Origin of the sequence: Streptomyces sp. NPDC002888 (genome assembly GCF_042888465.1) — a bacterium.
Classification (GTDB): Bacteria; Actinomycetota; Actinomycetes; order Streptomycetales; family Streptomycetaceae; genus Streptomyces.
This window is the reverse complement of record NZ_JBIAPU010000003.1, coordinates 317,003-335,569: the sequence shown is the minus strand read 5'-3', so window position 1 is coordinate 335,569 and position 18,567 is coordinate 317,003. Positions and strand designations below refer to the sequence as shown.

At 71.1% G+C, this 18,567-nt stretch carries 17 protein-coding genes and 1 riboswitch; of the genes, 15 read left to right on the top strand and 2 right to left on the bottom strand.

Going from position 1 to position 18,567, the window contains the following annotated elements; translation table 11 throughout:
- Nucleotides 1–95 precede the first annotated feature (95 nt).
- From ACFYWX_RS07020 to ACFYWX_RS06980, 9 genes are all read left to right on the top strand, one after another.
- A complete protein-coding gene (locus ACFYWX_RS07020) occupies nt 96–1,085 on the top strand; it encodes a malate dehydrogenase (RefSeq protein ID WP_389422941.1) in 990 nt (329 codons plus the stop codon).
- Nucleotides 1,086–1,220: 135 nt separating this feature from the next.
- The gene (locus ACFYWX_RS07015) at nt 1,221–2,048 is read left to right on the top strand and encodes a hypothetical protein (protein WP_389422940.1); all 828 of its coding nucleotides are present in this window, start codon (nt 1,221–1,223) and stop codon (nt 2,046–2,048) included.
- A 98-nt stretch (nt 2,049–2,146) separates the two neighbouring features.
- Complete coding sequence (locus tag ACFYWX_RS07010; RefSeq protein ID WP_389422939.1) at nt 2,147–2,698, top strand: DinB family protein; 552 nt, start codon at nt 2,147–2,149, stop codon at nt 2,696–2,698.
- Nucleotides 2,695–3,312 carry a GNAT family N-acetyltransferase gene (locus tag ACFYWX_RS07005; protein WP_389422938.1) on the top strand — a complete coding sequence of 206 codons (618 nt, stop codon included), beginning with the start codon at nt 2,695–2,697 and terminating at the stop codon, nt 3,310–3,312. The genes ACFYWX_RS07010 and ACFYWX_RS07005 overlap by 4 nt, the downstream gene beginning before the upstream one ends.
- Nucleotides 3,313–3,478: 166 nt before the next feature.
- Nucleotides 3,479–5,005 (top strand): aldehyde dehydrogenase family protein, encoded by a 1,527-nt coding sequence (locus tag ACFYWX_RS07000; protein WP_389422937.1) that lies wholly within the window; start codon nt 3,479–3,481, stop codon nt 5,003–5,005.
- Between the two features lie 80 nt (nt 5,006–5,085).
- The gene (locus tag ACFYWX_RS06995; protein ID WP_389422936.1) at nt 5,086–6,615 is read left to right on the top strand and encodes a GMC family oxidoreductase; all 1,530 of its coding nucleotides are present in this window, start codon (nt 5,086–5,088) and stop codon (nt 6,613–6,615) included.
- On the top strand, nt 6,615–7,697 hold the full coding sequence (locus ACFYWX_RS06990) for a glycine betaine/L-proline ABC transporter ATP-binding protein (protein ID WP_389422935.1): 1,083 nt from the start codon (nt 6,615–6,617) through the stop codon (nt 7,695–7,697). Before ACFYWX_RS06995 ends, ACFYWX_RS06990 begins: the two co-directional genes overlap by 1 nt.
- Nucleotides 7,697–9,643: an ABC transporter permease gene (locus ACFYWX_RS06985; RefSeq protein WP_389422934.1), complete on the top strand. Its 1,947-nt coding sequence runs from the start codon at nt 7,697–7,699 to the stop codon at nt 9,641–9,643. Before ACFYWX_RS06990 ends, ACFYWX_RS06985 begins: the two co-directional genes overlap by 1 nt.
- Before the next feature lies 1 nt (nt 9,644).
- Entirely contained in the window at nt 9,645–10,598 is a 954-nt protein-coding gene (locus ACFYWX_RS06980) for an ABC transporter substrate-binding protein (protein ID WP_389422933.1), read from the top strand.
- A gap of 102 nt (nt 10,599–10,700) precedes the next feature.
- On the opposite strand, the gene ACFYWX_RS06975 is transcribed toward ACFYWX_RS06980, so the two are convergent.
- Nucleotides 10,701–11,549, bottom strand: coding sequence for a DMT family transporter (locus ACFYWX_RS06975; RefSeq protein ID WP_389423069.1), 849 nt, complete (start codon nt 11,547–11,549; stop codon nt 10,701–10,703).
- A gap of 154 nt (nt 11,550–11,703) precedes the next feature.
- Here ACFYWX_RS06975 and ACFYWX_RS06970 point away from each other — a divergent pair, with 154 nt between their 5' ends.
- Complete coding sequence (locus tag ACFYWX_RS06970; protein ID WP_389422932.1) at nt 11,704–12,069, top strand: hypothetical protein; 366 nt, start codon at nt 11,704–11,706, stop codon at nt 12,067–12,069.
- Between the two features lie 16 nt (nt 12,070–12,085).
- Nucleotides 12,086–13,273 (top strand): glutathionylspermidine synthase family protein, encoded by a 1,188-nt coding sequence (locus tag ACFYWX_RS06965; RefSeq protein ID WP_389422931.1) that lies wholly within the window; start codon nt 12,086–12,088, stop codon nt 13,271–13,273.
- A 6-nt stretch (nt 13,274–13,279) separates the two neighbouring features.
- On the opposite strand, the gene rocD is transcribed toward ACFYWX_RS06965, so the two are convergent.
- On the bottom strand, nt 13,280–14,476 hold the full coding sequence (gene rocD, locus ACFYWX_RS06960) for an ornithine--oxo-acid transaminase (RefSeq protein WP_389423068.1): 1,197 nt from the start codon (nt 14,474–14,476) through the stop codon (nt 13,280–13,282).
- Nucleotides 14,477–14,649: 173 nt separating this feature from the next.
- Here rocD and ACFYWX_RS06955 point away from each other — a divergent pair, with 173 nt between their 5' ends.
- The 4 genes from ACFYWX_RS06955 to ACFYWX_RS06940 all read left to right on the top strand — a co-directional run bounded on the left by ACFYWX_RS06955 (nt 14,650) and on the right by ACFYWX_RS06940 (nt 18,559).
- On the top strand, nt 14,650–14,997 hold the full coding sequence (locus ACFYWX_RS06955) for a helix-turn-helix domain-containing protein (protein ID WP_389422930.1): 348 nt from the start codon (nt 14,650–14,652) through the stop codon (nt 14,995–14,997).
- 69 nt (nt 14,998–15,066) lie between these two features.
- A riboswitch (ZMP/ZTP riboswitch) is annotated at nt 15,067–15,156 on the top strand.
- A 45-nt stretch (nt 15,157–15,201) separates the two neighbouring features.
- A complete protein-coding gene (locus ACFYWX_RS06950; RefSeq protein WP_389422929.1) occupies nt 15,202–16,653 on the top strand; it encodes a glycine hydroxymethyltransferase in 1,452 nt (483 codons plus the stop codon).
- Nucleotides 16,654–16,778: 125 nt separating this feature from the next.
- Nucleotides 16,779–17,792: a tryptophan--tRNA ligase gene (trpS, locus tag ACFYWX_RS06945; protein ID WP_389422928.1), complete on the top strand. Its 1,014-nt coding sequence runs from the start codon at nt 16,779–16,781 to the stop codon at nt 17,790–17,792.
- A gap of 185 nt (nt 17,793–17,977) precedes the next feature.
- Complete coding sequence (locus tag ACFYWX_RS06940; protein WP_389422927.1) at nt 17,978–18,559, top strand: 2'-5' RNA ligase family protein; 582 nt, start codon at nt 17,978–17,980, stop codon at nt 18,557–18,559.
- Nucleotides 18,560–18,567: the final 8 nt, after the last annotated feature.

Sequence of the window (18,567 nt, the reverse complement as noted above, 5' to 3'; positions counted from 1 at the left end):
TAGCCTGACCGCTGGATCGATCTCTTGATACCAAGAGATCGATCAAACGTCCGGGGCAGGGACGCCCCATCGCCAGCTGTCATACGGAGAACGCCATGACCCGCACTCCCGTGAACGTCACCGTCACCGGCGCGGCCGGCCAGATCGGTTACGCCCTGCTCTTCCGCATCGCCTCCGGCCAGCTGCTCGGCGCGGACGTGCCGGTCAAGCTGCGTCTGCTGGAGATCACCCCGGCACTGAAGGCCGCCGAGGGCACGGCCATGGAGCTGGACGACTGCGCGTTCCCGCTGCTCCAGGGCATCGACATCACGGACGACCCGAACGTCGCCTTCGACGGCACCAACGTCGCCCTCCTCGTGGGCGCCCGCCCGCGCACCAAGGGCATGGAGCGCGGTGACCTCCTGGAGGCCAACGGCGGCATCTTCAAGCCGCAGGGCAAGGCCATCAACGACCACGCCGCGGACGACATCAAGGTCCTGGTCGTCGGCAACCCGGCCAACACCAACGCCCTGATCGCCCAGGCCGCCGCCCCGGACGTACCGGCCGAGCGCTTCACCGCGATGACCCGCCTGGACCACAACCGCGCGCTGACCCAGCTCGCGAAGAAGACGGGCTCGACGGTCGCCGACATCAAGCGCCTGACCATCTGGGGCAACCACTCCGCCACCCAGTACCCCGACATCTTCCACGCCACGGTCGCCGGCAAGAACGCCGCCGAGGTCGTGAACGACGAGAAGTGGCTGGCCGAGGACTTCATCCCGACCGTCGCCAAGCGCGGCGCCGCGATCATCGAGGCCCGTGGCGCGTCCTCGGCCGCGTCGGCAGCCAACGCAGCCATCGACCACGTGTACACCTGGGTCAACGGCACGGCCGAGGGCGACTGGGCCTCCATGGGCATCCCGTCGGACGGCTCCTACGGCGTCCCGGAGGGCCTGATCTCCTCCTTCCCGGTCACCACCAAGGACGGCAAGTACGAGATCGTCCAGGGCCTGGAGATCAACGAGTTCTCCCGCGCCCGCATCGACGCCTCCGTGCAGGAGCTGGCGGAGGAGCGCGAGGCGGTCCGCGGCCTCGGCCTCATCTGAGCCGAAGGCGACCGAGCCGACCGGCTCGCTCTGTCACGATCCCGCACGGGCCTCGTTCCGGTTCCTTCCGGAACGGGGCCCGTGGCCGTTTTCGTCGCTACCGTCGGAAAAGGTGCCCAGCAGGGTGATTCGGGGGTGCGACGCGATGAGCGGGTGGTACGGCTACAGCTCCGGTTCCGGAGCGGAACACGAACCCAGCGAGGACAGCGGCGAGGCGGCCTGGGTGCGAGGCAGGAGCCCGACTGGGCGTCCGCCGAGACGCACATCGGCGCCGGCCCGCCGCAGGCGTGGACACCGCCGCCGCACCCCACCGCCCCGGCCGCACAGCCGTACCCCGCCGCCCCCGCTCCCCGGCGCTCGCCGAGTCGGCTGCCGGCAGCGCTCGCCCTCGCGGTGCTCCTCGGCGTGGGTGCCGGAACCGGTGCCTGGTACCTCACCCGCGACGACACGACCGGGACGGGGGCCACGCCCTCCACGAGCATCGGCGTCACCACCGCCACTCCCTCGCAGGCCGGCTACCGCCGAGCTGAGGACCCCGTCGGCTACTCGCTCAGCGTCCCCGAGGGCTGGACCCGCAGACAGAAGCAGGGACAGCTGGCCCCGGTGGTCTCCTACGACTCGCCGGGCGACGGCCGCCGCCTGCAGATCTTCGCGCTCGCCGAGGACAGCCCGGCCCAGTCCCTCGACCTCGCCGAGAACGACCCCGGCTACGGCTTCGCGCTCCAGCCCGGCTACCGGGCCCTCGACCGCGCCTCGGGCGACACCTGGGCCGAGGTGACCTACCGCTACGACGACGCCGACCTCGGCCCCCGCCGGGTCGTCGACCACCGCTTCCGCGCGGCCGACGGCACCCTCTACGCAATCCGCTCCAGCGGCCCCGAAGCCCTCACCCCCACCCAGGTGCGCGACCCGCTCACCACGGCCGTGACCTCGTTCTGCCCGGCGGGCCGGGAGTGCGCCTAGAAGTCTGATGAAGATCTTGGGCCCGCGTCGGCTTCGTGGGCCACCTTCATGGGAATTCCGGCAGTGGATCGTCCCGAATGGACCGTAGCCTGCCGACCATGAGCGAGAACATCGAAGCCGTGCCGTGGGAGCCGCCCGTCGCGGGCGACGAGGCGGACACGTTGATCGGCTCACTGGAGCGGCAGCGCAGGACGCTGGCGTGGAAGTGCGGGGATCTGGACACGGACGGCCTGAACGCGCGGCTCGCCTCTTCCCCGATGACCCTGGGCGGGCTGCTGAAGCATCTGGCGCTGGTGGAGGAGGAGTACTTCTCCCGCAGGCTGCTCGGCCGGGAGTACGGTCCGCCGTGGAACGCCGTCGACTGGGACGCGGACCCCGACTGGGAGTGGCACTCGGCCGCAGCCGACCCGCCCGAGCGGCTGTACGCGCTCTGGGAGAACGCCGTGGCCGCCTCGCGGGCGAACCTGCGTCCGGTGCTGGCCGAGGGCGGCCTGGACACCCCGGCCCGCCTCTCCTGGCCCGACGGACGGGCGCCGAGCCTGCGGCGCATCCTGATCGACGTCATCGAGGAGTACGCCCGCCACGTCGGCCACGCCGACCTGATACGGGAGTCGGTCGACGGCCGGGTGGGGGAGGACCCGCCCCGGTGAGCGACGCCCCGATCCCGCCCGAGGCCCTGGACGTCCGCCCCGCCAACGAGGTGCCCTGGGACGACCTGCGCACCGTCTTCGGCACCACCGACTACCCGGGACGCTGCTACTGCCGGCGCTACAAGGTCCTGGACCACCAGTGGAGCGCGGCCACGCCCGAGGAGCGCGCCGGGCGCCTGCGCGAGCAGTCCGGCTGCGGCAATCCCGGTGCCGACTCGACCACCGGCCTGGTCGCCTACCTCGACGGCGACCCCGTCGGCTGGGCGGCCGTCGAGCCGCGTACCGCCTACCCCCGGCTGCTGCGCACCCGCGTCCCCTGGACGGGCCGGGACGAGGACAAGGCGGACGACGGTGTCTGGGCGGTGACCTGTCTGCTCACGCGCCGCGGCTTCCGTCGACGCGGTGTCACCTACGGCCTCGCCCGGGCCACGGTCCCCTTCGCGCGCGAGCGCGGCGCCCGCGCGCTGGAGGCGTACGCGATGCTCACCACGCCGGGTGTGGAGATCACCTGGGGTGAACTCCACGTCGGCAGCCGCCAGGTGTTCGCCGAGGCCGGGTTCACGGAGGTGAGCCGGCCCACACTCCGGCGGGTGGTGATGCGCATCGACTTCTAAGGCAGTCCAGTTCGCCCGACTTTGTCCCCATGTTCCGTGATGCAGCGCACTTTCGGCCAGGGATTGCGCATGCATTCGAAGGGCACGGGCAAGCGCTCGGCATGCCACGTGAGTGACACGCGTGTGATGCAGGGGGGCTGAACAGGAACGGAAGGCAGTACCGAGCATGGCGGACAGTACGCAGCAGCAGGCGCGGAAGACCATCCACGCGGGTGGGGAGTGGCGTGAAGCCGTCTCCGGCGCCACACGCGAGATCCTCGACCCCGCGGACGGGCTGACGTTCGCCGTGGTCGCCGAGGGCGACGAGAAGGACACCGACCTGGCCGTCGCGGCCGCCCACGGCGCCTTCGCCGGAGGTGAGGGCGCGTGGCCGCGCACGCCGGCGCGCGACCGTGCCGCCGTGCTGCGCCGCGTGGCCGACCTCCTCACCCGCGACCGCGAGCAGCTCGGCCTGCTGGAGAGCCGGGACGCGGGCAAGACCGTCGAGGAGGGCCGCGTCGACATCGACTGCGTCGCCGACGCCTTCCGCTATTTCGCCGACCTCGTCGCCGCCGAGTCCCCCGGCCGGGTCGTCGACGCGGGCTCGACGGACATCCACAGCGTCGTCGTACACGAGCCCGTCGGCGTGTGCGCGATGATCACGCCCTGGAACTACCCGCTGCTCCAGGCCAGTTGGAAGATCGCCCCCGCGCTCGCGGCCGGCAACACCTTCGTGATCAAGCCGAGCGAGATCACCCCGCTGACGACGGTCGCCGTGATCGACCTGCTGCTGGAGGCGGGGCTGCCCGCCGGAGTCGCCAACATCGTGACCGGCCCCGGCCACTCGGTCGGCGCCCGCCTCGCCGAGCACCCCGACGTCGACCTGGTCTCCTTCACCGGCGGCCTGGTCAGCGGCACCAAGGTCGCCCAGGCCGCCGCCCCCACCGTCAAGAAGGTCGCCCTCGAACTCGGCGGCAAGAACCCCAACGTCGTCTTCGCCGATGCCTGCGCCACCGACGAGGCCTTCGACACCGCCGTCGACCAGGCCCTCAACGCGGCCTTCATCCACAGCGGCCAGGTCTGCTCGGCCGGTGCCCGCCTCATCGTCGAGGAGAGCGTCCGCGAACGCTTCGTCGCCGAACTCGCCCGCAGGGCCGAGAAGATCCGCCTCGGACGCGGCACGGAGGACGCCGTCGAGTGCGGCCCCCTCGTCTCCGAGCAGCAGCGCGACAAGGTCGAGGCGTACGTCGAGTCCGCCCTGTCCGAGGGCGCGGTCCTGCGCTCCGGCGGCCGGCGCCCCGAGCCGTCCGCCCAGCGGCCCGCGGGCGGCTACTTCTACGAGCCCACCGTCCTCGACCACTGCCACCGCGAGATGCGGGTCGTGCGCGAGGAGGTCTTCGGCCCGGTCGTCACCGTCGAGACCTTCCGCACGGAGGAGGAGGCGATCGCGCTCGCCAACGACACCGAGTACGGGCTCGCGGGCGGTGTCTGGACCGCCGACGCGGGACGGGCCCGACGGGTGGCCGGCCGGCTGCGCCACGGCACCATCTGGATCAACGACTTCCACCCCTACCTCCCGCAGGCGGAGTGGGGCGGCTTCGGAAAGAGCGGCGTGGGACGCGAACTGGGCCCCGCCGGACTCGCCGAGTACCGCGAGACCAAGCACGTCTACCAGAACCTCGCGCCCAAGCCGGTGCGCTGGTTCGCGGGCTGAGCCCACTCCCGCAGACCGCTCGATCCCCGTCCCCCGACCTCCGGTTCACCCCCCTCACCGCACCCTGGAGTACCACCCCCATGCCCGACAAAACCCACGAGTACGACTACGTCGTCATCGGCGGCGGCACAGCGGGCTCCGTCATCGCCTCCCGCCTCACCGAGAACCCCGACGTCACCGTCGCCGTCATCGAGGGCGGCCCCAGCGACGTCGACCGCGAGGACGTCCTGACCCTGCGCCGCTGGATGGGACTGCTCGGCGGCGAGCTGGACTACGACTACCCGACCACCGAGCAGCCGCGCGGCAACTCCCACATCCGGCACAGCCGCGCCCGCGTCCTCGGCGGCTGCTCCTCCCACAACACCCTCATCGCCTTCAAGCCGCTGCCCTCCGACTGGGACGAGTGGGAGGCGGCCGGAGCCAAGGGCTGGGGCGCGGTGCCCATGGAGGCGTACTACGCGCGGCTGAAGAACAACATCGTCCCGGTCGACGAGAAGGACCGCAACGCCATCGCCCGCGACTTCGTCGACGCCGCGCAGAAGGCGATCGGCGTCCCGCGGGTCGAGGGCTTCAACCAGAAGCCGTTCACCGAGGGCGTCGGCTTCTTCGACCTCGCCTACCACCCCGAGAACAACAAGCGCTCCAGCGCCTCGGTGGCCTACCTGCACCCGGTGATGGACGACCGGCCCAACCTCCACATCTTCCTGGAGACCTGGGCCCACAGGCTCGACCTGGACGGCACCCGCGCGCGGGGCGTCCACGTGCGCACCAAGGACGGCGAGGAACTCCTCGTACAGGCCCGCCGCGAGGTCCTGCTGTGCGCCGGTGCCGTCGACTCGCCCCGGCTGCTGCTGCACTCCGGCATCGGCCCGAAGGCGGACCTGGAGGCGCTCGGCATACCCGTCGCGCACGACCTGCCGGGCGTCGGCGAGAACCTGCTCGACCACCCCGAGTCGGTGATCGTGTGGGAGACCAACGGCCCCCTCCCGGAGAACTCCGCGATGGACTCCGACGCGGGCCTGTTCGTGCGCCGCGACCCCGAACACGCGGGCCCGGACCTGATGTTCCACTTCTACCAGATCCCCTTCACGGACAACCCGGAGCGTCTCGGCTACGAACGCCCCGAGTTCGGCGTCTCGATGACCCCGAACATCCCCAAGCCCAAGAGCCGCGGCCGCCTGTACCTGACCAGCGCCGACCCGTCCGTGAAGCCCGCCCTCGACTTCCGCTACTTCACCGACGAGGACGACCACGACGGCCGCACCCTCGTCGACGGAATCAGGATCGCCCGCGAGATCGCCAAGGCCGAGCCGCTCGCCGGCTGGCTCAAGCGCGAGGTGGCCCCCGGCCCCGACGTCACCGGCGACGAGGAGCTCAGCGAGTACGCGCGCAAGGTCGCGCACACCGTGTACCACCCGGCGGGCACCTGTCGTATGGGCGCGCCCGACGACGAACTGGCCGTCGTCGACCCCCAGTTGAAGATCCGGGGCCTTGAGGGCATCCGGATCGCCGACGCGTCCGTCTTCCCGACCATGACCGCCGTCAACCCGATGATCGGCGTGCTCATGGTCGGGGAGCGAGCCGTCGACCTGATCGGAGGTGAGGCGTGATGACCACGTCCATGGAGCGCAAGACGTCCGACGACACGACCGACGACACCGTCTTCTCGGTGGACGGCCTGTGGAAGGTCTTCGGACCCAAGGCCGACGACATCCCCGCCGACCCCGAACTCGCCTCGCTCCCGCCCGCCGAGCTGCGTGAGCGCACCGGCTGCACGGCCGCCGTCCGCGACGTCTCCTTCGACGTCCGCAAGGGTGAGGTCTTCGTCGTCATGGGCCTGTCCGGCTCCGGCAAGTCCACCCTCGTGCGCTGTCTGACCCGGCTGATCGAGCCCACGGCCGGCACGATCGCCATCGACGGCGAGGACGTGCGCGCCATGGACAAGTCCCGGCTGCGCGAACTGCGCCGCCACCGCGCCGCGATGGTCTTCCAGCACTTCGGCCTGCTCCCGCACCGCTCGGTCCTCGACAACGTGGCCTACGGCCTGGAGATCCAGGGCATGGGCAGGGGCGAACGCCGCGAGAAGGCCGCCGAGGTCGTCAACAAGGTCGGCCTGGAGGGCATGGAACAGCGCAGGCCCGGCCAGCTGTCCGGCGGTCAGCAGCAGCGTGTGGGCCTGGCCCGCGCCCTCGCGGTCGACCCCGAGGTGCTGCTGTTCGACGAGCCGTTCAGCGCGCTCGACCCGCTGATCCGGCGGGACATGCAGGAGGAGGTCATCCGCCTGCACCGCGAGGAGGGCCGCACGATGGTCTTCATCACCCACGACCTCAACGAGGCCCTGAGGCTCGGCGACCGCATCGCGCTGATGCGCGACGGCGAGGTCGTCCAGCTGGGCACCCCGGAGGAGATCGTCGGCTCCCCGGCCGACGACTACGTCCGCGAGTTCGTCCGGGACGTGCCGCGCGAGCAGGTCATCACCGTCCGCTCGGCCATGCGCGCCGGTGACTGCGGCGGCCCAGGCCACTCCGGCGCCCTCGCCCCCGACACCGTCGTCGCCGACGCCATCCGGGTCGTCTCCGAGAGCGGCCGGGCCGCCTGCGTCGTGGACAACGGCCGCTGCGTCGGCGTCGTCGACCACGAGCGCCTCCTCGGCGTCGTGGCCGGGACGGGGACGTACAGGGAGGCCGCCTGATGGCCACGATCACCACCTCCGCCCCCCGCGTCGCCCTCCCGGGCGCCCTCAAGCACCGGGCCGTCCGCAAGCTCCTGCTGCTCGCGCTCGCCGCGGCGATCCTCGTGCCCCTCGCCAACTCCCGCTGGGCGAGCGGCACCTGGCCGCAGGAACTCACCGTCGACCTGACCAAGCCGCTGACCGGCGTCAGCGACTGGATCATCGACAACCGCGACAGCCACCCGCTGTTCCTCTACTTCTTCGGCCATGTCAGCAACGTGGTCGTGCTCGGCGTACGCGCCGTCTACCTCACCCTCCTGGCCGTCGGCTGGGCGGGCGTGACGGCGATCGGCGCCCTCGTCGCGTGGCGCGTGGCGGGCATCAGGCTCGCCCTCGGCTCGGCGGCCGCCTTCCTCGCCTGCGGTCTGCTCGGCATGTGGGTGCCGACCATGCAGACACTGGCCCTGATGGTGGTCGCGGTCCTGGCCTCCGTCGTCGTGGGCGCCCTGCTGGGCCTCGCCGCCGGACTCTCCGACCGCGCGGACCGCGTCCTGCGCCCGGTCCTGGACACCATGCAGGTGCTGCCGGCCTTCGCCTACCTCCTGCCCGTCGTCCTGGTCTTCGGCATCGGCGTCCCCGCCGCGGTCCTCGCCACCGTCGTCTACGCCGCCCCGCCCATGGCCCGGCTCACCGCGCTCGGCCTGCGCTGCGCCGACCCGGAGGTCCTGGAAGCCGTCGACTCGCTCGGCGCCACCGCACGCCAGCGCCTGCTGACCGCGCGTATCCCGCTGGCCCGCAAGGAGCTCCTCCTCGGCCTCAACCAGACGATCATGATGGCGCTGTCCATGGCGGTCATCGCCTCCGTGATCGGCGCGGGCGGCCTCGGTGACCGCGTGTACCAGGCGCTGGCCTCCGTCGACGTCGGCGCGGCCCTCGCGGCCGGCATCCCCATCGTGCTCCTCGCGGTCGTCCTGGACCGGGTGACCGGCGCCGCCGGCGGATCCGGCGACTCCCACTCCGGCACCCCCCGCACCTACTGGCTCTACGCCCTCCTCGGCACCGTCGCCGTCGCCCTCGCCGGGCGTCTGCTGGGCCGCCTGGAGTGGCCCGAGTCCTGGACGGTCGCCATCGCCGAGCCGGTCAACCGCGTCGTCGACTGGATGACCGACCACCTCTACTCCGGCGTCCCCTACATCGGCGGCACCGCCGACTGGGCCGGCCACTTCACCACCTGGGTCCTCGACCCGGTCCGCAGCGGCCTGCAGTGGCTGCCCTGGTGGTCGGTGCTGCTCGTGGTCGCCGCGCTGGCCTGGCTGATCGGCACCTGGCGCACCGCGCTCACCGCCGTCCTCGCCATGGCCGCGATCGGCGTGCTCGGCGTGTGGCAGCCGTCCCTGGACACCCTGTCCCAGGTCCTCGCCGCCGTCGCCGTGACGCTCGTCCTCGGCTTCGCTACGGGCATCGGGGCGGCCCGCAGCGACCGCTTCGAACGGGCCCTGCGACCCGTCCTGGACGTCTTCCAGACGATGCCGCAGTTCGTGTACCTGATCCCGGTCGTCGCCCTGTTCGGCGTCGGCCGCGCCCCGGCGGTCGCCGCGGCCGTGGTCTACGCGCTGCCCGCCGTCGTCCGCATCACCGCGCAGGGCCTGCGCCAGGTCGACCCGGCCGCCCTGGAGTCGGCCCGCTCGCTCGGCGCGACCAGCGGCCAGCAGCTGCGCCAGGTGCAGCTCCCGCTCGCCCGCGAGTCGTTGCTGCTCGCCGTGAACCAGGGCGTGGTACTGGTCCTCGCCGTCGTCATCATCGGCGGCCTGGTCGGCGGCGGCGCGCTCGGCTACGACGTCGTCTTCGGCCTCGCGCAGGGCGACCTCGCGACCGGTCTGGTGGCCGGCGGCGCGATCGTCTGCCTCGGCCTGATGCTCGACCGGGTGACCCAGCCGACCGAACGCCGCGCGAAGAAGGGAGCGTGACATGCGAGTACGTACGACCGCCATGGCGGGCGCGCTGTTGTTGCTGACCGCGACCGGCTGCGGCGCCGCCGACATGACCAAGCAGGCCTCGCCCTTCGCCAACGCGCAGGGGTCGAAGTCCGTGACCCTCTCCGTGCAGTCCTGGGTCGGGGCGCAGGCCAACGTGGCCGTCGCCCAGTACCTCCTGGAGCACAAGCTCGGCTACCACGTCGACACCGTCCAGGTCGACGAGGTCCCCGCCTGGGACGCGCTCAGCCAGGGCCGCGTCGACGCGATCATGGAGGACTGGGGCCACCCCGACCAGGAGCAGCTCTACGTCAAGGACAAGAAGACCATCACGCCCGGCGGCGGCCTCGGCGTCACCGGGCACATCGGCTGGTTCGTCCCGACGTACTTCGCCAAGCAGCACCCCGACGTCACGAACTGGAAGAACCTCAACAAGTACGCCGACCAGCTGCGCACGCCCGAGAGCGGCGGCAAGGGCCAGCTCCTCGACGGCTCGCCGTCCTACGTCACCAACGACAAGGCGCTGGTGGAGAACCTGAAGCTGGACTACCAGGTCGTCTTCGCCGGTTCCGAGGCCGCCCAGATCACCCAGATGCGGCAGTTCGCCAAGGAGAAGAAGCCCTTCCTGACGTACTGGTACGCCCCGCAGTGGCTGTTCAAGAAGGTCCCGATGACCGAGGTGAAGCTGCCCGCCTACAAGGAGGGCTGCGACGCGGACCCGGCGAAGGTCGCCTGCGCCTACCCGCACACCCCGCTCCAGAAGTACCTCAACACGGACTTCGCCAAGCAGGGCGGCAAGGCGGCCGCCCTGCTGAAGAAGTTCAAGTGGACCACCGAGGACCAGAACGAGGTGTCCCTGATGATCGCCGACCAGAAGATGACGCCGGAGGAAGCGGCGAAGAAGTGGGTGGACAGCCACGAGTCGACGTGGCGGAAGTGGCTGTCCTGACGGTGACCGCGGCGACGAGGTGGGCGAGTTCGGTCTCGCCGAAGTGCTTGGCGGCCTTCTCGTACACCTCGTCGGCTACGGGACCCGCCGGACCACTGGCGGTCACCCCGAGACACCCGCCCGCTCGACGGCCTCATCGCCGGAGGTGACCTCACCGAACCGCGCCAACCCCAACGCTCCCGCCACAGCCACCACGAACCCCGCCACCGCCAGCCACGCCAACCCCTCCCGGGTACGGTCCCCCAGCCACACCACCCCCACCACCGCGGGCCCGATCGTCTCCCCGATCACCATCCCGGCCGTCGCCGCGGTCACCGATCCCCGCTGCAACGCCGAGGTCAGCGACAGAAACGCCGCCCCACCCCCGAGCAGCAACGCGTACGTCGCCGGATTGCCGAACAACGCCCCCGGATCGAGATCGTCGATGAGCCGGACCGCCACCTCCACCACCCCGAACCCGAACCCCGCCCCCAGCCCCAGCACGAGCGCCCGCCCCCGCTCCGGCAGCCGCCCGCCCACCACCCCCAGCACCAGGACACCCACCGCCACACCGAGCATCGCGTACGACAACCAGTCAGGCCCCGGCTCCTCGCCCTCCGTTCCCGACGCCAGCCCCAGCATCGCCAGCCCCGCGCACACCACCGCCACCGCGCCCCACTCGACCCGGCTCAGCCGCACCCTCAGCAACCGCGCCGCCACCACCGCGGTCACCGCGAGACTGGACGCCAGCCACGCCCCCACCGCGTAGATGGGAATCGACCTCAACGCGGCGATCTGCAGCAGGAACCCGAGCCCGTCCAGCGCGAGCCCCGCCAGATACCGCCACTGCCGCAACGCCCGCAGCAGCAGCGCCGCCTCCCCGCCGCCCCCACCGGCCGCCGCCCGCGCGGCGATCGCCTGCAACACCGTCGCCGTACCGAAGCAGACCGCCGCACCAAGCGCGCACACCATTCCAAACAGCACGAAAGGACTGTAGGGGCAGACGCAACGACAGGGGGCCGGTGTACACGCTCTCTCACCGATCTCTAGGCTGACCGCCGGAAAATCAGCGCAAGAACGCACGAACGCACGAACAGACGACGCACGGCAACGGGGAGACGGGGACATGGCGGAAACACGCAGGCGACTGCGTTCCAGCACGGTCGTACTGGGCGGCATGGGAGTCGTCGCGGCGACCCTGACGGCCTGCGGATCGGATCCCGACCGCCGCTGCGTGGACCGCGACAGCTACGACTCCCTCTACGGCTACAAGATCGTCGCCGACAAGAACTGCAAGTCCGGCTCCTCCTCGTCGTCGGGCAAGACCGGCAAGGGCGGCAAGAAGACCGGCACGGCCAAGACGGCCGACGCCGACTGGTACTACGACGCCGACGTCAGCAACGGCCGCGCCGACTCCGGCACCTTCAGCCGCAGCGAGGCCGTCGACCGCGGCGGCTTCGGCTGCTCCGGCTCGGGCAGCGGCGGCGGCTGAGCCCGGGACACCGTACGTGGAACGCCACACCATCGAGCCCCGCCCCGACTGGCAGCGGACCGTCGAGGAACAGGGCCTCGTCTACCCGCTCACCCGCCACCCCGACGGCTCCCTGCGCCCCTACTGGGACGAGAGCGCGTACTACGTCTTCACCCTCGACGAGGTCGAGGCGCTGGAAGAGGTCGTCGAGGAACTGCACCGGATGTGCCTGGCGGCCGCCGACCACATCGTCACGGCCGACCGCTTCACCGACCTCGGCATCACCGACCCGCGCCTCGCCGCGGCGGTCGCCGAGGCCTGGCATCGCCGCGCCGAACTCCCGTCCGTCTACGGCCGCTTCGACCTCCGCTACGACGGCACGGGCCCGGCCAAGCTCCTGGAGTACAACGCCGACACCCCCACCTCCCTGGTCGAGGCGGCGAGCCCCCAGTGGTTCTGGATGGAGGACCGCTTCCCCGGCGCCGACCAGTGGAACTCCCTCCACGAACGCCTCGTCGACGCCTGGCGCACGCAGGCCGCCCTCCTCCCGCCGGGCAGCCCCCTGTACTTCGCGCACTCCACCGCCGACGAACTCGGCGAGGACCTGATGACGGTCGCCTACCTGAAGGAGACCGCCGAACAGGCCGGCCTGGACACCGCCTGGATCCCCATGGAGGACATCGGCTGGGACCGCCTCTCCCGCCGCTTCGTCGACAACCGGCTCCGCTTCATCCGCAGCTGCTTCAAGCTCTACCCCTGGGAGTGGCTCACCACCGACCGCTTCGCCGGCCACGTCCTCGACACCCTCGACAACGGCGGCGGCACGGGCAGCACCCTGTGGATCGAACCCGCCTGGAAGATGCTCCTCAGCAACAAGGCACTCCTGGCCATCCTCTGGGAGCTCTACCCCGACCACCCCAACCTCCTCCCCGCCTACCTGGACGGCCCCCGCGAGCTGGCCTCCGAACGGGGTTACGTCGCCAAGCCCTTGCTGGGCCGCGAAGGCGCCGGCGTGACCATCCACGAGCCCGGCACGGCCCCCGTCCTACGCACCGACGAACCGTGCTGCTACCAACAGCTGGCCCCCCTGCCCACCTTCGACGGCAACCACGTGGTCCTGGGCGCCTGGGTGGTGGAGGACGAGTCGGCGGGCCTGGGCATCAGAGAGTCATCGGGCTTGGTGACGGACGGGTACGCCCGCTTCCTGCCCCACGTGATCCTCTAGCGCCCCTCAGCCACACACAGCCCGCAGCTGCCCAAGCCCCCAATCCAAATCCTCCTCGGAAATGACCAACGGCGGGGCGATACGAACAGTCGGCCCGCGCGTGTCCTTCACCAACACCCCCAGATCCATCAGCCGCTCCGCCACCTCACGCCCGCTCCCACACTCCGGCGCGACATCGACCCCCGCCCACAACCCCCGCCCCCGCACCGCCGTCACCCTCCCCGTCCCGGCCAGCGCCCGCAGCTCCCCCTGCATACGCTCACCGAGCTTCGCGGCCCGCGCCTGGTACTCACCCGACCGCAACATCGCGATCACCTCCAGCGCCACCGCACACGCCAGCGGATTCCCGCCGAACGTCGACCCGTGCTCCCCGGGCCGGAACACCCCCAGCACCTCCGCGCTCGACACCACCGCCGACACCGGCACGATCCCGCCGCCCAGCGCCTTCCCGAGCACATACACATCCGGTACGACCCCCTCGTGCTCGCACGCGAAGGTGGTGCCAGTCCGCCCCAGCCCCGACTGGATCTCGTCCGCGACGAACAGCACGTTCCGCTCCCGCGTCAGCTCCCGCACCGCGGGCAGATAACCCGCCGGCGGCACCAGCACCCCCGCCTCGCCCTGGATCGGCTCGAGCAGCACGGCCACCGTGTTCTCGGTCATCGCCGCACGCAGCGCCGTCAGATCCCCGTACGGCACGATCTCGAAGCCCGGCGTGTAGGGCCCGTAGTCCGCCCGCGCCTCAGGATCCGTCGAGAAGCTGATGACGGTCGTCGTACGCCCGTGGAAGTTGTTCCCCGCGACGATGATCTTCGCCATCTCCGCGGGCACGCCCTTGACCCGGTACCCCCACTTCCGGGCCGTCTTCACGGCCGTCTCCACCGCCTCCGTGCCGGTGTTCATCGGCAGCACCATCTCCATGCCGCACAGCTCGGCGAGCTCCGCGCAGAACGCCGCGAACCGGTCGTGGTGGAAGGCCCGCGACGTCAGCGTCACCCGCTCCAGCTGGGCCTTCGCCGCCGCGATCAGCCGACGGTTGCCGTGCCCGAAGTTCAGCGCCGAGTAACCGGCCAGCAGATCCAGATACCGCCGCCCCTCCACATCCGTCATCCACGCACCGTCGGCAGTCGCGACGACCACCGGCAGCGGGTGGTAGGTATGCGCGCTGTGCGCGTCGGCGGCGGCGATGAGCGCGTCCGTCATGGTCACGGGACCTCCAAAAGACAAGCGTGGACTTCTCTTGGGATCGTCTGCTGCACCCCCTCGCTTTAAATGTGACGAATCCGCCGTCAGGGTGACGATCTCGGAGTCTTGGGACCGCCCGGGGTCTCTGCACCATCATTAATCCAGCAGGTGTAGAGGGGAGGTGTGTTCTTGTGTCCAGGGCTGACGGCGGACGCCGGTACCGGTTGTACCCGAAGCTCGATGCTGCTCGTCGGCTTGAGGCGTGGGGGCACACTGCTCGGGCGCTGTGGAACATGGCGCTGTACCAGCGGATCCATGTCCACGAGCAGCGCGGTGTGACCTTGCGCCTTGCCGGGCAGGGGAGGTTTTCGACCGAGATCGAGGCCCGAGCCCGCTGGACGAGTGGCTCGGTCACCAACAGCACGCGCAGCACCCCGACGGTGCGGGTCCCCGCCCAGCGCGGGAGGCGGATGCGTGAAGCCCTCCCTGCCGCCCACGGGCCGCAGAAGGGAATCTCCCTGCCGCGGTTTCAGCAGTGAGAGGAATCGTCAACCTCGCTCGCATGGTGGACGCGGGACCTTCGGCTTTCGGTGCGCCCGGTAGGCTGATCGACGGGCCGTGACTGGCGCGCAGGGATGGGACGGACCATCGGGAAGCGGCCCGTGAGTGACCGAGTGCCGTGCGCCTGGGCCAGACCGAGAACCGTGACCGCTTGCACGCCACGCCGCCCGGAGGCCGACGACATGTCAGAGCAGCAGCCCCTCTCCACCGAGTCCACCGCGTTCCGAGCCGCCCTCGACGTGATCCGAGCCGTCGAGCCGCGCGTAGCCGACGCGATCGGGCAGGAGGTCGCCGACCAGCGCGAGATGCTCAAGCTGATCGCCTCCGAGAACTACGCCTCCCCGGCCACGCTCCTCGCGATGGGCAACTGGTTCAGCGACAAGTACGCCGAGGGCACCGTCGGCCGCCGCTTCTACGCCGGCTGTCGCAACGTCGACACGGTCGAGTCGCTGGCCGCCGAGCACGCCCGGGAGCTCTTCGGCGCCCGCCACGCCTACGTCCAGCCGCACTCCGGCATCGACGCCAACCTCGTCGCCTTCTGGGCCGTCCTCGCCGACCGGGTCGAGGCCCCGTTCCTGGAGAAGACCGGCGCCCGCCAGGTCAACGACCTCTCCGAGGCCGACTGGGCCGAGCTCCGCCAGGCCTTCGGCAACCAGCGCATGCTCGGCATGTCCCTCGACGCGGGCGGCCACCTCACCCACGGCTTCCGCCCGAACATCTCCGGCAAGATGTTCGACCAGCGCTCCTACGGCACGGACCCGGCGACCGGCCTCATCGACTACGAGGCGCTGCGCGCGTCGGCCCGTGAGTTCAAGCCGCTGATCATCGTCGCGGGCTACTCGGCGTACCCCCGGCTGGTGAACTTCCGGATCATGCGCGAGATCGCCGACGAGGTCGGCGCGACGCTGATGGTCGACATGGCGCACTTCGCCGGTCTGGTCGCGGGCAAGGTCCTGACCGGGGACTTCGACCCCGTCCCGCACGCCCAGATCGTCACCACGACCACCCACAAGTCCCTGCGCGGCCCCCGCGGCGGCATGGTCCTGTGCGACGACTCCCTCAAGGACCAGGTCGACCGCGGCTGCCCGATGGTCCTCGGCGGCCCCCTCCCGCACGTGATGGCCGCGAAGGCGGTCGCCCTGGCGGAGGCCCGTCAGCCCTCCTTCCAGGACTACGCCCAGCGCATCGTCGACAACTCCCGCGCCCTCGCCGAGGGCCTGACCCGCCGCGGCGCCACCCTCGTCACCGGCGGCACGGACAACCACCTCAACCTGATCGACGTCGCCACCTCCTACGGCCTCACCGGCCGCCAGGCCGAGTCCGCCCTCCTCGACTCGGGCATCGTCACCAACCGCAACGCCATCCCCGCCGACCCCAACGGTGCCTGGTACACCTCCGGCATCCGCATCGGCACGCCCGCGCTGACCACCCGTGGCCTGGGCACGGCCGAGATGGACGAGGTCGCGGCCCTGATCGACCGCGTCCTCACGACCACGGAGCCCGGCACGACCAAGTCCGGCGCCCCGTCCAAGGCCTCCCACGTCCTCGACGCCAAGATCGCCGACGAGATCTCCCACAGGGCGACGGACCTGGTCGCGGGCTTCCCGCTGTACCCGGAGATCAACCTCGGCTGAGCCGACCTCAAGGGGTGCGGGGCCGCACCGATGTGCGGCTCCGCCGCGGGGCGCAAACGGCCCCCACCGGCCCGGAGCTCCCCGCGCACCGAAACCACTCCCGACCCTCTGCGACAATACGAAGCATGGCCTCTGACCGACCCCGCGTGCTCTCCGGAATCCAGCCCACCGCAGGCTCGTTCCACCTCGGCAACTACCTCGGCGCCGTCCGCCAGTGGGTAGCCCTGCAGGAGACCCACGACGCGTTCTACATGGTCGTCGACCTGCACGCGATCACGGTCCCGCAGGACCCGAAGGAACTGCGCGCGAACACCCGCCTCGCCGTCGCCCAGCTCCTCGCCGCCGGTCTCGACCCGGACCGCTGCACCCTCTTCGTCCAGAGCCACGTCCCCGAGCACGCCCAGCTCGCCTGGATCATGAACTGCCTCACCGGCTTCGGCGAGGCGAGCCGCATGACGCAGTTCAAGGACAAGGCCGCCAGGCAGGGCGCCGACCGCGCCTCGGTCGGCCTGTTCACCTACCCGGTCCTCCAGGTCGCCGACATCCTGCTCTACCAGGCCAACGAGGTCCCCGTGGGCGAGGACCAGCGCCAGCACGTCGAGCTGACCCGTGACCTCGCCGAGCGCTTCAACGGCCGGTTCGGCCCGACCTTCACCGTCCCGAAGCCGTACATCCTCAAGGAGACGGCGAAGATCTACGACCTTCAGGAGCCGTCGATCAAGATGAGCAAGTCGGCGTCCACGCCGAAGGGCCTCATCAACCTGCTCGACGACCCGAAGGCGACGGCGAAGAAGGTCAAGAGCGCCGTCACCGACACGGACACGGTGATCCGCTTCGACCCGGAGGCCAAGCCCGGCGTCAGCAACCTGCTCTCCATCTATTCGACGCTCACCGGTGCCGGTGTCACCGAACTGGAGGAGAAGTACGTCGGCAAGGGCTACGGTGCGCTCAAGACGGACCTCGCCGAGGTCATGGTCGAGTTCGCGACGCCGTTCCGGGAGCGGACCGAGCAGTACCTGGACGACCCGGAGACGCTCGACTCGATCCTGGCCAAGGGCGCGGAGAAGGCGCGTGCCGTCGCCGCGGAGACCCTCTCCCAGGCGTACGACAGGGTGGGCTTCCTGCCCGCCAAGCACTGACACGCGCGTACGCCCGTCGCATTCACGGGCGTACCACCGGACAGAGCGCTGCACATCACTCCGGCTGCGCCTGCCCGCAACCCGGCCGTGGCCGTACAGTCGATAGCCGGAAGGCTGAGACCGAGCCCGAGACCGAGCCCGAGCCCGAGCCTGACAACGCAGCCGACACGACGACAGGAGACGACGTGGGGACCGTAACGATCGGTGTGTCGATCGCGGTCCCGGAGCCTCACGGCAGCCTGCTCCAGGAGCGGCGCGCGGGCTTCGGCGACGCCGCGGCTCACGGCATCCCCACGCATGTCACCCTGCTGCCGCCGACCGAGGTCGAGGACACCGACCTGGCCGCCGTCGACGCGCACCTGACCGAGGTGGCGGGCGCCGGCCGCCCGTTCCCGATGCGGCTGTCCGGCACCGGCACGTTCCGGCCGCTCTCGCCGGTCGTGTACGTGCGGATCGCCGAGGGCGCCGAGGCGTGCACCTGGTTGCAGAAGCAGGTCCGGGACCCCTCCGGGCCGATGGCACGCGAACTGCAGTTCCCGTACCACCCGCACGTCACGGTGGCGCACGGCATCGACGAAGCGGCGATGGACCGCGCCTACGAGGAACTCGCCGACTACGAGGCCCAGTGGCCCTGCACCGGCTTCGCCCTCTACGAACAGGGCCCCGACGGCATCTGGCGCAAGCTGCGCGAGTACCCCTTCGGCGGGCCGCTGGTGCCCCCGCAGGCGTCTGCGCCCGCCGAACAGGGCAGGCTGCCGGCCCACTGACCCGGAGG